General features: G+C 70.5%; 13 protein-coding genes. 5 read left to right on the top strand and 8 right to left on the bottom strand.

The features are described 5' to 3' along the window. Positions 1-16 precede the first annotated feature (16 nt). Positions 17-2218 carry a DNA helicase II gene (gene uvrD, locus NKJ47_RS00215; RefSeq protein ID WP_254459601.1) on the top strand — a complete coding sequence of 734 codons (2202 nt, stop codon included), beginning with the start codon at positions 17-19 and terminating at the stop codon, positions 2216-2218. 40 nt (positions 2219-2258) lie between these two features. Here uvrD and NKJ47_RS00210 read toward each other — a convergent pair whose 3' ends face one another. From NKJ47_RS00210 to NKJ47_RS00195, 4 genes are all read right to left on the bottom strand, one after another. Continuing rightward, the gene (locus NKJ47_RS00210; protein WP_254459600.1) at positions 2259-3254 is read right to left on the bottom strand and encodes a UPF0104 family protein; all 996 of its coding nucleotides are present in this window, start codon (positions 3252-3254) and stop codon (positions 2259-2261) included. Then, positions 3251-3991 carry an endonuclease/exonuclease/phosphatase family protein gene (locus NKJ47_RS00205; RefSeq protein ID WP_254459599.1) on the bottom strand — a complete coding sequence of 247 codons (741 nt, stop codon included), beginning with the start codon at positions 3989-3991 and terminating at the stop codon, positions 3251-3253. The genes NKJ47_RS00210 and NKJ47_RS00205 overlap by 4 nt, the downstream gene beginning before the upstream one ends. Positions 3992-4109: 118 nt before the next feature. Beyond that, positions 4110-6047 carry a M61 family metallopeptidase gene (locus tag NKJ47_RS00200; RefSeq protein ID WP_254459598.1) on the bottom strand — a complete coding sequence of 646 codons (1938 nt, stop codon included), beginning with the start codon at positions 6045-6047 and terminating at the stop codon, positions 4110-4112. Between the two features lie 296 nt (positions 6048-6343). Next, positions 6344-6613 (bottom strand): hypothetical protein, encoded by a 270-nt coding sequence (locus NKJ47_RS00195; RefSeq protein ID WP_254459597.1) that lies wholly within the window; start codon positions 6611-6613, stop codon positions 6344-6346. A gap of 253 nt (positions 6614-6866) precedes the next feature. On the opposite strand from NKJ47_RS00195, the gene NKJ47_RS00190 reads away from it, so the two are divergent. Together NKJ47_RS00190 and NKJ47_RS00185 are read left to right on the top strand one after the other, a co-directional pair. Beyond that, entirely contained in the window at positions 6867-7427 is a 561-nt protein-coding gene (locus NKJ47_RS00190) for a sugar O-acetyltransferase (protein ID WP_254459596.1), read from the top strand. A gap of 84 nt (positions 7428-7511) precedes the next feature. Beyond that, positions 7512-7958 (top strand): universal stress protein, encoded by a 447-nt coding sequence (locus NKJ47_RS00185; RefSeq protein ID WP_152239900.1) that lies wholly within the window; start codon positions 7512-7514, stop codon positions 7956-7958. Between the two features lie 417 nt (positions 7959-8375). Here NKJ47_RS00185 and NKJ47_RS00180 read toward each other — a convergent pair whose 3' ends face one another. Beyond that, on the bottom strand, positions 8376-8669 hold the full coding sequence (locus NKJ47_RS00180) for a DUF2782 domain-containing protein (protein ID WP_254459595.1): 294 nt from the start codon (positions 8667-8669) through the stop codon (positions 8376-8378). 332 nt (positions 8670-9001) lie between these two features. On the opposite strand from NKJ47_RS00180, the gene polA reads away from it, so the two are divergent. Further along, on the top strand, positions 9002-11773 hold the full coding sequence (polA, locus tag NKJ47_RS00175) for a DNA polymerase I (protein WP_254459594.1): 2772 nt from the start codon (positions 9002-9004) through the stop codon (positions 11771-11773). Positions 11774-12332: 559 nt separating this feature from the next. Next, on the top strand, positions 12333-12812 hold the full coding sequence (locus NKJ47_RS00170) for a DUF421 domain-containing protein (RefSeq protein WP_254459593.1): 480 nt from the start codon (positions 12333-12335) through the stop codon (positions 12810-12812). A gap of 95 nt (positions 12813-12907) precedes the next feature. On the opposite strand, the gene NKJ47_RS00165 is transcribed toward NKJ47_RS00170, so the two are convergent. The 3 genes from NKJ47_RS00165 to NKJ47_RS00155 all read right to left on the bottom strand — a co-directional run bounded on the left by NKJ47_RS00165 (position 12908) and on the right by NKJ47_RS00155 (position 14689). Continuing rightward, positions 12908-13174, bottom strand: coding sequence for a DUF2164 domain-containing protein (locus tag NKJ47_RS00165; protein WP_254459592.1), 267 nt, complete (start codon positions 13172-13174; stop codon positions 12908-12910). Then, positions 13171-14070, bottom strand: a complete 900-nt coding sequence (gene hemF / locus NKJ47_RS00160) for an oxygen-dependent coproporphyrinogen oxidase (RefSeq protein WP_254459591.1) — start codon at positions 14068-14070, stop codon at positions 13171-13173. Before hemF ends, NKJ47_RS00165 begins: the two co-directional genes overlap by 4 nt. 64 nt (positions 14071-14134) lie before the next feature. Then, a complete protein-coding gene (locus NKJ47_RS00155) occupies positions 14135-14689 on the bottom strand; it encodes a hypothetical protein (protein ID WP_254459590.1) in 555 nt (184 codons plus the stop codon). Positions 14690-14760: the final 71 nt, after the last annotated feature.

Raw genomic sequence — 14760 nt, 5'->3', positions numbered from 1 at the left:
CGGTTAAAATGCGGCGGTGGATGTCTCCCATTTGCTCGACGATCTGAACCCCGCCCAGCGCGAGGCCGTTTCCGCAGCGCCCGGCCATTACCTGGTCCTGGCCGGCGCCGGCTCCGGCAAGACGCGCGTGCTCACCCATCGCATCGCCTGGTTGCACCAGGTGCATGGCGTGCCGGTGCACGGCATTCTGGCGGTCACCTTCACCAACAAGGCCGCGGGCGAGATGCGCCACCGCGCCGACCTGCAGTTGCGCAACGGCAGCCGCGGCATGTGGATCGGCACCTTCCACGGCCTGGCGCACCGCCTGCTGCGCCTGCACTGGCAGGACGCGAAACTGCCCGAAAGCTTCCAGGTGCTCGACGCCGACGACCAGCTGCGGCTGGTCAAGCGCGTGGTGCAGCAGATGGAGCTGGACGAGGGCAAGTTCCCGCCCAAGCAGATCGTGTGGTGGATCAACCAGCAGAAGGACGAGGGCCGCCGCGCGCAGCACATCCAGCCGGAGCCGCGCGACGAGTGGGTGACCACCCTGCGCAACGCCTACGCGCTGTACCAGGAGCGTTGCGACCGCGCCGGCCTGGTCGACTTCGCCGAACTGCTGCTGCGCGCGCACGAACTGCTGCGCGATACCCCGGCGTTGCTGGCGCACTACCGCGCCCGCTTCGGCGAGATCCTGGTCGACGAATTCCAGGACACCAACGCCATCCAGTACGCGTTCGTGCGCGTGCTCGCCGGCGACAGCGGCCACGTGTTCGTGGTCGGCGACGACGACCAGGCGATCTACGGCTGGCGCGGCGCCAAGGTCGAGAACGTACAGCGCTTCCTCACCGATTTCCCCAGCGCGCAGACCATCCGCCTGGAGCAGAACTACCGCTCCAGCGCCAACATCCTCAACGCCGCCAACGCGGTGATCGCGCACAACCCCGACCGCATCGGCAAGCAGCTGTGGACCGATTCGGGCGACGGCGAGCCGATCGACCTGTATGCCGCCTACAACGAGGTGGACGAAGCGCGCTACGTGGTCGAGCGGGTGCGCCAGTGGGTGCGCGACGGCGGCAGCTACAGCGAGGCGGCGGTGCTCTACCGCAGCAACGCGCAGTCGCGCGCGTTCGAAGAGGCGCTGATCGCCGAACAGGTGCCGTACCGGGTCTACGGCGGCATGCGCTTCTTCGAGCGCGCCGAAATCAAGGACACCCTGGCCTACCTGCGCCTGGTCGCCAACCGCGCCGACGATGCGGCGTTCGAGCGCGCGGTGAACACGCCGGCGCGCGGCATCGGCGACCGCACCCTGGACGAGGTGCGGCGCCTGGCGCGCGCGCAGTCGCTGTCGCTGTGGGCCGCGGCGCAACAGGCCGCGCAGCAGGGCGGCGAACTGGCCGCGCGCGCGCGCAACGCGCTGGGCCAGTTCCTCGGCCTGATCGAGCAGCTGGCCGCGGAAGTGGCCGGGCTGCCGCTGCCCGAACAGATCGACCAGGTGCTGGCGCGCTCCACCCTGCGCGAGCACTGGAGCAAGGAGAGCCGCGGCGGACTGGATTCGGAATCGCGCACCGACAACCTCGACGAACTGGTGTCGGTGGCTTCGCGCTTCGTCCGCGCCGACGGCGACGAGGACGCCGACGAAGGCCGCCAGGCGATGACCGAACTGGTCGCGTTCCTGGCCTACGCCTCGCTGGAGGCCGGCGAAGGCCAGGCCCAGGCCGGCGAGGAGGGCGTGCAGTTGATGACCCTGCACTCGGCCAAGGGCCTGGAATTCCCGATCGTGTTCCTGGCCGGCATGGAAGACGGCCTGTTCCCCAGCGCGCGTTCGCTGGAAGAGAGCGGGCGCCTGGAGGAAGAGCGGCGCCTGGCCTACGTCGGCATCACCCGCGCCCGCCACAAGCTGGTGCTGAGCTACGCCGAGTCGCGGCGCATCCACGGCCAGGACAACTACAACGTGCCCTCGCGCTTCCTGCGCGAGATCCCGCGCGAGTTGCTGCACGAAGTGCGGCCGAAGGTGCAGGTCTCGCGCAGCGCCTCGCTGGGCGCACCGCGCAGCATGGGGCACAGCGTGATCGAGGCGCCGGCGATCAAGCTCGGCGCCAACGTGCAGCACCCCAAGTTCGGCGGCGGCGTGGTCATCGACTACGAAGGCAGCGGCGCCCACGCCCGCGTGCAGGTGCAGTTCGACGAGGCCGGCGCCAAGTGGCTGGTGATGGCGTACGCGAACCTGACGGTGCTATGAGCGCCGCTGGCGGCGTGCCCCAGCCACGGCTGCGGCGCCGCTAATCCACGCCGCGGCGCTGCCGCGCCTCCAGCATGGCGTAGCCAGCGCCGGCCAGCAGCAGCGGGCCGAGATAATAGAACGCACGGTAGGCCAGCAGCGCGGCCAGCAGCGCCGACTGCGGCGCCTGTGCGCCGAGCAGCGGCAGCACCACCGCTTCCATCACGCCGATGCCGGCCGGTACGTGCGCGATGGCGGTGGCCACGGCTGCGGCCAGCAGCGCGCCGAGCACCGCGACGTAGTCCACCCCGGCTGGCATCAGCACGTACAGCAGGGCGCCCATCAGCGCCCAGTTGCCGGCGCCCAGGCCCAGTTGCAGGAGGGTCAGCGGCAACGGCGGCAGGTGCAGGACATGGCCGCGCACCTGCAGCGTACGGCCATGCGCGCGCTGGCAACCGATCAGATACGCCAGCACGGCGGCCAGCATCGCCGCGCCGATCCATGGCAGCGCCGCGCCGCTCAGTGGCCACTGCGCCGGCGTGCGCAGGCGGCCACTGGCCAGCAACACGCCGGTCAGCAGCAGATAGCCCATCCAGTTGGTGGCGATGGCGAAGCCGACCACGCGGCTGATCGCGCCCAGGCGCAATCCGGCCCGCGCGTACAGCCGATAACGGATCCCGGTGCCGCCGATCAGCGCGCCGACGTTCAGGCTCAAGGCGTAGGCGATCATCGCGATCGCCATCGTCCGGGGTGTCGCCGCCGCATGCGCGGTGTAACGGCGCGCGGCCAGGTCGTAGCAGGCGTACAGCAGGTAGCTGGCTACGCTCAGCCCGGCCGCCGCGGCCAGGGTGTCGGCGCCGTAGCCAGCCAGGGTGGTGCCGACCCCGGCCCAGTCGACCGCACGCGCGGCGCGCGCCAGCAGCACCGCGACCAGTGCCAGGAACCCCAGGTAGGCGAGGCGGCGCAGGACGCGCCAGCGCTCGCGCGTGCGGCACGTGGCACGTACGGAGTGTGGCGCGGCGCCGCCATGCGCATCGAGGCGGTCGGTACCGCTCATAAGGCGATGCGCGCCTGCAGCGGCGCGTGGTCGGACAGCTGCGACCAGGGGCGCCCGGTCAGCACCCGTGCGCTCTCGATGCGCACGTTGCGCAGGTAGATCCGGTCCAGCGGCAACAGCGGCCAGCGCGCTGGGAAGCTGCGCGCCACGCGCCCGTGCAGGTGCGCGAAGGCCTCGGTCAGGCCATGCCGCTGCAGCAGCGGATGCCCGCGCTGGCGCCAGTCGTTGAAATCGCCGGCGACGATCAGCGGCGCCTGCGCCGGCAGGTCGGCGATCAGCGCGCCGAGCAGGCCGATCTGCCGGCGCCGGTGCGCCTCGCGCAGGCCCAGGTGCACGCAGATCGCATGCACCGCCATGGCCTGTCCGGGGATCTCCAGCACCGCATGCAGCAGCCCGCGGTGCTCGTGGCCGGCGATGGAGACGTCGCGGTTGACGCAGGAGGCGATCGGGAAGCGCGACAGCAGCGCGTTGCCGTGGTGTCCGTGCGGATACACCGCATTGCGGCCGTAGGCGAACTGCGGCCACCGCGCATCGGCGAGGAATGCGTACTGGCTCTGCGCCGGCCAGTCGGCATGGCGGCCGGCGTGCAGCTGGTGTTCGCCCAGCACTTCCTGCAGGAACACCAGGTCCGCGGGCAGGGCGCGGATCGCCGCGCGCAACTCCGGCAGCATGAAGCGCCGCTTCAGCACGCTGAAGCCCATGTGCGCATTGAGGGTCAGCAACTCGATCGCAGGCATGCCGGGGCAGGAGGGAGGCGGCGTTGCCATTGTCGCCAGCATCCGCGTGCGGCGCGTGACGGTGTCGCCGCGTGTCGCCGCCGCCGCTGCATCGCCGGCAGCGGCGGCAGGCGCCGGCTCAGCGCCGTGCGGCGATGATCTTGCTCAGGTAGTCCGGCGTGCCCTCGACCCGCACCAGGTGCGGATACTGCAGGCCGTCGTGGTAGTTCACCGGCACGTCGCGCACGCCGCCCTGGTACTTGAGCGTCAGCACGATCGGCGCGGTGCCGCCCTTGGCGCCGGCGATGGCCTGCTTGAGCGTGTCGCGCGAATAGTCCTGGCCGTTGACCGCCAGCACGGTGGCGCCGCTGCTGACTCCGGCCTTGAACGCCGGACCGTCCCAAAGCACGTCGTTGATGCTGGCGTCGTCGTTCATCACCAGGCCGATCGACCAGGCGAAGTTGTAGCGGTGCCGCGCCGACTGGTGGCGGCTGTCGTACTGCTTTTCGAATTCGCTGGGCTGGTCGGTGTAGACCAGCTTCCAACCGCTGGCCTGCAGGCCCTCCAGCAGCGGCGGGTCGACTTCGTACACGCGCCGTTTGAGGTAGTCGGCCCAGTCGTAGTGGACCACGCCATCGAGCGCGGCGATGACGTCGTCGAAGGTATAGGTCTTGACCGCGAAACTGCCGTCGTCGATGCCGAAGAAGGCCTTGGCCACGTCGTCCAGCGACTTGCGCCCGTCGCTCATCGCGCGCAGCTTGGCATCCACCGCCAGCCACACCATCTGCCCGCCGCTGTAGTAGTCCTCGCTCATCTGCCAGCTGCGGTAGGGCAGCGGCGCGCGGTGCGCGGCGGTGGGGTCGTTGGTGGTGTCCTCCAGCGAGCGCCAGCGGAAGCCGGGGCGGTTGCGGTCGTAGTTGGCCGCGGTCATCGCCAGCGCATCGCGGAACTGCTGCGGCGTCCACATCCCGGCGCGCGCGGTCAGCACGTAGCCCCAGTACTGGGTCTGGCCTTCGTAGACCCACAGCAGCGAGTCGCCCATCGGCACGTTGAAGGTGGGCGTCCACAGGTCGGCCGGGCGCCGGAACTTGCCGTTCCACGAGTGCGTGTACTCGTGCGCCAGCAGGTCGCGGTCCGGCGCGTTGTCGGCCCAGGCGCTGAAGTAGTCGGCGGCCAGCCCGTTCTCGCTGGACCGGTGGTGCTCCAGGCCGTTGCCGCCGAGCACGTCCGACAGCGAGAACAGGAAGTCGTAATGATCATAGTGGTGCGAGCCGAACAGCTTGATCGCCTGCACCGGCAGGTTGCGGTGTGCCTGCAGCTGCTCGGCGCTGATGTCCAGGAACCGCGGCGCGTCGGCGACCACGTCCAGGTGCACCGGCGCGCCGCCGGCCGGGGTCAGGTCCACGCGCTTGAAGTAGCGCCCGGCGTAGATCGGCGAGTCGACCAGGGTGGTGAAGTCGACCGGCTTGAAGGCGGTGGTGGCGCCGTTGCGGCTGGCGGTCTCCAGCGCGGTGCCGAACTCCCAGCCGGCCGGCAGGGTCACGCTCGGCGCCACGGTGATGCCGCGGGTGTCGTGGCCGGCCGGATACAGCGCGACCTTGTTCCACTCCAACTGCAGCATCTTGTCGGTCATCTCGAAGCCGTCGTCGCGCGGCGACAGGTACTGGAAGCTGGCGTCGATCGCGCTCACGCCCTGTGGCACGTCGACGTGGAAGCTGTACACGTCGAAGGTGTCGCGGCGCCACGGCAGCGGCTTGCCGTTGGCGGTGAGGGTGAGGCCGGCCAGCATCGCCACCGGTCCGCTCGGCGAATGGTCGCCGGGGATCCACTCCGGATACTGCAGGGTCAGCCGCCCGGCGCTGACCGGGATGGTCTCGTGCACCCGGTAGATGCCCTGGCGCACGTCGCCGACGTCCACCTGCAGCGTCAGCGTGCCGGGATAGGGCGTGTCCTGCGGCGCCGGCACGTCGGGCGTGCGCACCACCTGCGCCTGCGCGGCGCTGGCCAGGGCCAGGCCGATGCCGAGGACCAGCGCCCGGCGGGCGCGACGGGAGGCGGGGAAAGCGGTGGCGGACATGCGCGGCTCCGAAAGGCGGGATGGGATGCGGAAGCGCGGAACGTTAGCACCTGCCGCGGCCGCCGGTGCACTGGCGTGGCCGGGCCGGGCCGAGGCAGGCGCCAGGCGGAGCCGTTCATGCGCGCGCCGCGCCCCGCCGCGGTCGAAAGGCGGCGGTGCGAACGCGGTCTCCATCCACTGCCTGGCGACAGCGGCGGTCTGTCCCGGTCCGCCGCGCTGCGGAGCAGCAAGCGCGCAGCCTCGCGGGCCGCTGGTTGCGCTGCGCATGCGCTTCGGCGGCTGGGAGGGATGCCGCCTCAGTCCTTCAACGCACCGTCGCCCGGATCGCTGGCGGCATAGGTCGAGGTCGGCAGTTCCGCGGCATGCGGATGCCGCAGCGCCTCGCGCAGCGGCGCCGGCAGGTGCTCGACCGCCAGGATCACCTTGCCGAAATGCACGTCGCGCACCGCGCTCGACGGCACCACGAAATCGCCGCCGTTCTCGATGTTGATGACGAAGGTCGCGCCGCCGTCGCGGACCTCGCGCACCGCACCCACACCGACCTCGCCGTCTGCGACGAACACCATCTGGCCTGCTTCCACACGTTCGGACCTCGCGCACCGCCTTGTCTGGGGGAAAAGTCCGCGCGGCCTGGCATCGCCGTGCACGGTCGTTCGATGATCGGATGCGTGTGCGTTGCTGGACGGTGAACACAGCGTGGCGCGCAGGTCACGACGTCGCTGCCGCCGCCTGTGCGTCATGACCCAGGGGCGGCGCGCGTTGGTCGTCACGCACGCCGATGCGATCATCCCGGTTCGACCACGGCCTGGGAGGGCAAGGATGCGCAGCGAGAAAGAAAAGATGCTGGCCGGCGAGGCCTATCGTCCCGGCGATGCGCAGCTGCAGGCCGAGCAGGACGCGGCCAGTGCCTGGATGCTGCGCTACAACACGGCGCTGGCCGAGCCGCCGGCGCGGCGGCACGCGCTGCTGGAAGCGGGGCTGGGCTCGGTCGGGCGCGGTGCGGTCGTGCGTCCGCCGTTCCATTGCGACTACGGCTACAACATCCATCTCGGCGCGGACGTGTTCCTCAACTTCAACTGCGTGATCCTGGACGTGGCGCCGGTGCGGATCGGCGCCGGCACCCAGATCGGGCCGGCGGTGCAGCTGTACGCCGCCGATCACCCGCGCGATGCCGCGCAGCGCGCCGAGGGACTGGAACTGGGGCGGCCGCTGACCATCGGGCGCAACGTCTGGATCGGTGGCGGCGCGATCGTGCTGCCGGGCGTGAGCATCGGCGACGATGCGGTGATCGGCGCAGGCAGCGTGGTCACCCGCGACGTGCCGGCCGGCGCGCGCGTGGCCGGCAATCCGGCACGGCGGCTGAAGCCACACAGCGACTGAATTTGATCCGGGTCAAGGAAGGCGCCGCGCATTGGGTGTGCAATGCTGTCCCGGCCGCCGCGCGCGGCGTCAACGGAGCATCCCATGTACCAGCGCATCCTGATCGCCATCGATGGTTCCGAGTTGTCCGCCAAGGGTCTGCAGCAGGGGCTGGCGCTGGCCGCCAAGCTTGGCGCGGAGGTGGATATCGTCACCGTGTCCGAGCCGTGGGCGATGGGCATGTACGACGCGATGGGCTGGAGCGTGGGCTATGAGGCCAGCCCCGAGTACCGCCAGGACCGCGAAGCCGGCGCGCAGAAGATCCTGGCGCCGGCGCTGGCCGCCGCCGCGGCCACCGGCGTGACCGCGCACGGCCGCCACGTCCTCGACCGCTATGCCGCCGAGGGCATCATCGACATGGCCGTGGCCTGCAACAGCGACCTGATCGTGATGACCTCGCACGGCCGCCGCGGCATGAGCCGGGTGCTGCTCGGCAGCCAGACCGCGGAAGTGCTCGCCAACAGCCAGGTGCCGGTATTGGTGATCCGCTGAGGCGTTGAGCGCCGAGCGTCGGCATCGGCGCGGGACCGGAGCGTCCCAGGGGCCCGCGTTCGGCGGGCGGCGGGAGCGGCGTGCTGCGGCGTTGCGGTGCAGCCTGCGGCAACGCCCCGCGGCCTGGCGGAAACCGCCCGGATGCCATGCCATGCCGCGCCCGGCGTCCGCCACCACGAACTCCTGCCGTCGCCAGCCTCTGTGAGCGTGCCGCCGGCGTGGGTCATGCCGCTGCTCTTCGGTGGCCATCGATGGCGCGTGTTCCTGCCATGGCGTGGCGCGCGCGCCGTAGCGCGTCGTCTCCCGGCCGCGTTCCCGGACGACCGCGGGTCATCCCACGGTCGCCCCAGGATCAGGCGTGCGCCGATGGCCCGCTGCGCGGTGCGCGCTGCCGTTCGGCGGCGCGCAGGGCGTGCATCACCAGCTGTAGAGCTTCCAGTACACCGGCGACACGTTGTCCTTGCTGCCGTCCACTTCCATGTGGCCGTCGCCGTTGCGGTCGTACAGGTAGTAGGCCGGGCCGCGCGCCGGGGTCACCTTGACCATGCGCAGCTGGCCGCCCACGCGGTACTCGTCGACGGTGTCGCCGTTGTCCATCTTGCGCTGGGTCGTTTCCGCGCCGCGCACGTCCATCGGCGCGCCGTCCGGGCCGAGGCCGGTGGAGGCGCAACCCGCCAGCAGCAACAGCGGGATCAGGATCAGGGCTTTCATTGCGGTGTTCTCCACGGGCAGGACATGACGCAGAGTATGCGCCGAGTGTCCGCATGTGGCGTGCGAATGGTGGGCCGTACCCTCACCCCAATCCCTCTCCCGGTGGGAGAGGGGCTACGGCTCCTCCCTTCTCCCCTTGGGAGAAGGTGCCCCGCAGGGGCGGATGAGGGTGCGGGCGCAGCCTCGTGGACCCAACTCGGCGAGACGCTCCGCGCCGGACCCTCACCCCAACCCCTCTCCCGGTGGGAGAGGGGCTAACCACGGCTCCCTGCTGCGCCTGGGGCGGATCCCCGTTTCGGGGGCGTGAACGCGCCGCAGCGTAGAATTGGCCGATGAGCCGATTAGTCCTGATCGACGGGTCCAGTTACCTGTATCGCGCGTTCCACGCGCTTCCGCCGCTGACCAATGCCGCCGGCGAGCCCACCGGCGCGCTGTTCGGCGTGGTCAACATGTTGCGCGCCACCCTCAAGGAGCGGCCCGAGTACGTCGCCTTCGTGGTCGACGCGCCGGGCAAGACCTTCCGCGACGACCTGTACCCGCAGTACAAGGCCAACCGGCCGCCGATGCCCGAGGAACTGCGCGCGCAGGTCGAGCCGATGTGCCAGATCGTGCATGCGCTGGGCATCACCATCCTGCGCGAGGACGGGGTCGAGGCCGACGATGTGATCGGCACGCTGGCCCTGCAGGGCGCCGGCGACGGCCTGGACGTCACCATCTCCACCGGCGACAAGGATTTCGCCCAGCTGGTGCGCCCCGGCGTGCAGCTGGTCAACACCATGAGCGGCAGCCGCATGGACTCGGACGCGGCGGTGATGGAGAAGTTCGGGGTCTGGCCGCACCAGATCGTCGACCTGCTGGCGCTGATGGGCGACGCCATCGACAACGTGCCCGGGGTGGAGAAGTGCGGGCCCAAGACCGCGGCCAAGTGGCTGGCCGAGTACGGCTCGCTGGACGGGGTGATCGCCCACGCCGACACCATCAAGGGCAAGATCGGCGACAACCTGCGCGCGGCGCTGCAGCGCCTGCCGCTGAATCGTGAACTGGTCACCATCAAGACCGACGTGGCGCTGGCCGGCGGGCCGCGCACCCTGGGCCTGCGCGAACAGGAGCCGGAGCAGCTGCGCGGCCTGTACCAGCGCTACGGCTTCACCCAGGCGCTGCGCGACCTGGATGGCGGCGTGGCCGCGCCGGAGGCCGCCAGCGAGGCGACGCCCAGCCTGCGCGGCACCGCCGCCGGCTATGCCCGCGCCGCGGCGCCGGCCGACGACGGCGCGCTGGATCCGGCGCTGGCCGCCAAGGGCGAGTACGCTGCGGTGACCACCGCCGAGCAGTTCGAGGACCTGCTGGCGCGGCTGCGCGCCGCCGACGGCTTCGCCTTCGACACCGAGACCGACGCGCTGGACGCGATGCGCGCCAACCTAGTCGGGCTCAGCTTCGCCACCGCGCCGGGCCGCGCGGATTACCTGCCGCTGGGCCACGACTACCCCGGCGCGCCGGCGCAGCTGGACCGGGCGCAGGCACTGGCGGCACTGCAGCCGCTGCTGGAGGACCCGGCCAAGGCCAAGGTCGGCCAGCACGGCAAGTACGACCTGCACGTGCTGCGCCGCCACGGCGTGGAGGTGCTGGGCTACACCGACGACACCATGCTGGAGAGCTTCGTGCTCAACTCCACCGCCAGCCGCCACGACATGGACTCGCTGGCCCGGCGCTACCTGGGCTACGACACGGTCAAGTACGAGGACGTGGCCGGCAAGGGCGCCAAGCAGATCGCCTTCTCGCAGGTGGCCATCGACGATGCCACCCGCTATGCCGCCGAGGATGCCGATATCACCCTGCGCCTGCACTGCACCCTGTCGGCGCAGCTGGACGCCGAGCCCGCGCTGGCGCGGGTCTACCGCGAGATCGAGATGCCGCTGGTGCCGGTGCTGGCGCGGGTGGAGGCCAACGGCGTGTGCGTGGACATCGCCGAGCTGCGCAAGCAGAGCCAGGAGCTGAGCCAGCGCATGCTGGCCGCGCAGCAGAAGGCTACCGAACTGGCCGGGCGCAGCTTCAACATGGACTCGCCCAAGCAACTGCAGGCGGTGCTGTTCGACGAACTGAAGCTGCCGGCGGTGCTGAAGACCCCCAAGGGCCAGCCCAGCACCAACGAGGAGGCGCTGGAGGCGATCGCCGACCAGCACGAGCTGCCGCGGGTGATCCTGGAGTACCGCGGCCTGGCCAAGCTGCGCAGCACCTACACCGACAAGCTGCCGGAGATGGTCAACCCCGCCACCGGCCGCGTGCACACCAGCTACCACCAGGCCGGCGCCGCTACCGGGCGGCTGTCCTCCTCCGATCCCAACCTGCAGAACATCCCGATCCGTACCGACGACGGCCGTCGCATCCGCCGCGCCTTCGTCGCCCCGCCCGGGCGCAAGCTGATCGCCTGCGACTATTCGCAGATCGAACTGCGGATCATGGCCCACCTGTCCGAGGACCCGGGCCTGCTGCGCGCCTTCGGCAGCGGCGTGGACGTGCACCGCGCCACCGCCGCCGAGGTGTTCGGGCGCAAGCTCGAGGAGGTCACCGGCAACGAGCGCCGCGCCGCCAAGGCGATCAACTTCGGCCTGATGTACGGCATGAGCGCGTTCGGCCTGGCCCGCAACCTGGGCATCGGCCGCGGCGAGGCGCAGGACTACGTGGCGCTGTACTTCAGCCGCTACCCGGGCGTGCGCGACTTCATGGAACGCATGCGCGAGCAGGCGCGCACCCAGGGCTACGTGGAGACCCTGTTCGGCCGCCGCCTGTACCTGAACGACATCAACGCCCGCCAGCAGGGCCTGCGTGCCGGTGCCGAGCGCGCCGCGATCAACGCACCGATGCAGGGCACCGCCGCCGACATCATCAAGCGCGCCATGGTCGGCGTGGACGCCTGGCTGCAGGAGCACCGCGCCCGCGCGCTGATGATCCTGCAGGTGCACGACGAACTGGTGTTCGAGGCCGATGCCGACTTCGTCGACACGCTGCTGCCGGAGGTGACCCGGCGCATGGCCGCCGCGGCGGAGCTGAAGGTGCCGCTGGTGGTGGACAGCGGCGTGGGCGACAACTGGGACGAGGCGCATTGACCATTCGGGCCCCGGGGATGCTTCCGGGGCCCTTCCCGGCGCTGCGGTGTCCTGCGTAGACATCGCAGGCGCGCGCGCCACGCAGAGCGCACCGGAGTTTTTCTGAGGATTATCCCGCCAGCGATTTTCGCTTTCCCATTTCTAGGGGTTTTTTGCGCCGCGCGGGCGGTGCAAGCGGCGGAAAGTTCAACTGCCGTCACACCCTGCGGGCAGGCGGTGGCGCCGGATTTGGACGGAATGTTGACGCGCGGTATTCGCGGGATTTTCGGGAATGAATCCGTCCTTAATCTGACAAATTTTTAACTTAAATCTTCACGAACGAGCAAGGTGGGAAATGTTCTTATATCCCTCGACAGGCGCAATACCTGTCGCGGATCTCCTCCCATCCCCTGGAGCAGATCCAGGAACGGCGACTCCTCCCCAAGTCCCCGTTCCCTGGCCCCGCCGACCTCCCCCTGGTCCGCGGGGCTTTTTTATGCCCGCGCTTCGGGCCTGCCCCTATCGCCGCCTGCACGCCACGGCGTAAGGTCGCCGCTCCATCCTCCCTGCGAGCCGTGCGATGCCTGATCTTTTCCATCTGTCGATGCCCTGGTGGGAATTCGTCTTCCGCGCGGTGGTGGTGTACGTGGCGGTGCTGGTGATGGTGCGGGTCTCGGGCAAGCGCGCCATGGGCCAGCTGACGCCGTTCGACATGCTGCTGATCGTGCTGCTCGGCAATGCGGTGCAGAACGCCCTGCTCGGCGAGGACACCTCGCTCGGCGGCGGCCTGTTGCTGGCGGCGACGCTGATCGCGCTGAACTTCACGGTCGGCCTGGTGACCTCGCGCAGCGCCCGCATGGAGCGCTTGATCGAGGGCGAACCGGTGGTGCTGGCCCGCGATGGCCATGTGTTCCGCCAGGTGCTGCGCCGCGAGCTGGTCAGCCATGCCGATTTCGAGGCGGCGATGCGCCAGCAGGGCTGCCTGGGCATCGACGACGTGCGCCTGGCGCTGCTGGAGACCAACGGCCACATCACCATTCTCAGCAACAAGGGCAGTTGAGCGCAGGTCGCGGCGGCCGGCGCAAGGCCGCGCAATCGCCAGGGCGCTGTCGGGCATGCCGCATCGCGGCCGACGCCGCGCGTGAACGGGGCGGTCTAGCGGCGCGGTTCGGTGGCCTGTTCGAGCTGGTAGAGCGCGTCGTCCAGGGTGTCCAGCTGCGTGGCCAGCACGGCACGGGCATCGTGCAGGCCGCGGTTGTAATAATGCGGGCCGATGCGCTCGGCGATGAAGTCGAGCAGGAATTCGGCCTCGAACGCGCCGACCTGCTGCTGCAGCTCGGTGCGCAGGTAGGCCTGCACCTGTTCGGCGATCGCGCGCTTGTCCTCGCGGCCGAGCACGGCGGTGCGCGCCGGCGCGCTCATGCCAGCCACTCGCGCGGCACCAGGTACTCGGCCAGGCGCGCCTCGGCGCTGCCCGGCTCGGGCTGGAAGCCGTATTCCCAGCGCACCCGCGGCGGCAGGCTCATCAGGATGCTCTCGCTGCGGCCGCCGCTCTGCAGGCCGAACAGGGTGCCGCGGTCGTAGACCAGGTTGAATTCGACGTAGCGGCCGCGCCGGTATAGCTGGAACTCGCGCTCGCGCTCGCCCCAGGGCAGGCCACGGCGGCGCTCGACGATCGGCAGGTAGGCGTCGAGGAAGCCGTCGCCGACCGCGCGCTGGTAGGCGAAGTCGCGCTCGAAATCGGCATGCAGGTCGTCGAAGAACAGGCCGCCGACGCCACGGGTCTCGTTGCGGTGTTTGAGGAAGAAGTACTCGTCGCACCAGCGCTTGTGCGCCGGATAGCGGTCGGCGCCGAACGGCGCGCACAGGGCCTGCGCGGTCTGGTGCCAGTGGCGGACGTCCTCGTCGAACGGGTAGTACGGGGTCAGGTCGAAGCCGCCGCCGAACCACCAGGCCACGGTGGCGCCGTCGCGCTGCGCCTCGAAGTAGCGCACGTTGGCGTGGGTGGTGGGGATGTACGGACTGAGCGGGTGGAACACCAGCGACACCCCGACCGCGCGCCACGAGGCGCCGGCCAGTTCCGGACGGTTGGCGCTGGCCGAGGGCGGCAGGCGGGTGCCGGCGACGTCGGAGAAGCCGATGCCGGCCTGCTCGAACAGCGCGCCGTCGCGCAGGATGCGGGTGCGGCCGCCGCCGCCCTCCGCGCGCTGCCACAGGTCTTCGGCGAAACGGGCCTGGCCGTCGGCGGCCTCGACCGCCGCGCAGATGCGGTCTTGCAGGCCAGTGAGATAATCGCGGACACGGTCGAAGGTATGCATGCCGCCATTCTAGAAGCTCGTCATGTCAGGCGTCTGCGGCGGGCTGCGCAGGCCGGTCGGCGTGTCAGCGATGGAACTCGGCGCGGATCGCCGGACGGCACAGCTGGTAGACCAGCCAGCCGTGCAGGCCGGCGAACACCAGTGCGGTCAGCGCGCCGCTGATCATCAGGGTGATCCGGCCCAAGGCCAGATCGTGCTGGAGTTGTTGCGGGTCGAAGGCGTGCAGTGGCGCCCAGGCCTGCAGCAGGTCGATCAGTTGCCACAGCAGCGGCAACACCGCGAAGTTGGCCGCGGCGGTGACCACCAGGAACACGATGAAGGCCCGCCGCGCCCAGTCGCGCCGCTGCAGCAGCGCCCACGACGCCGCACATAGGCCCGCGGCCAGCAGCGCCGACAGCCAGGACAGCGCCTGCGCATGGACGACGCACCACTGCAGCAGCGGCGGCAACGGCAGGCCTGCCTCGCGTAGCACGTCCTCGACCGCCCCGTCCGGCAGCGCCATCAGCAGCAGTGCCTGGCCCAGCGCATATAGCAGCGACAGTACCCCCAGCAACAGCGAGAGCTTGGCCATCGCATCGATGGTCTGGTTGCGCGCGGCGGGCATCGGCGGTGGCGGCATCGGCGGTCCTTCGGTCGGGGCGACACCGGCACGATTGCGTCGGCGGCAGTCCGGCAAGGATAGGGACGACG

Origin of the sequence: Xanthomonas sacchari (genome assembly GCF_024266585.1) — a bacterium.
GTDB classification, from domain to species: domain Bacteria; phylum Pseudomonadota; class Gammaproteobacteria; order Xanthomonadales; family Xanthomonadaceae; genus Xanthomonas_A; species Xanthomonas_A sacchari_C.
The sequence above is the reverse complement of the archived record's forward strand: the minus strand, read 5'-3'. Positions and strand labels throughout refer to the sequence as shown.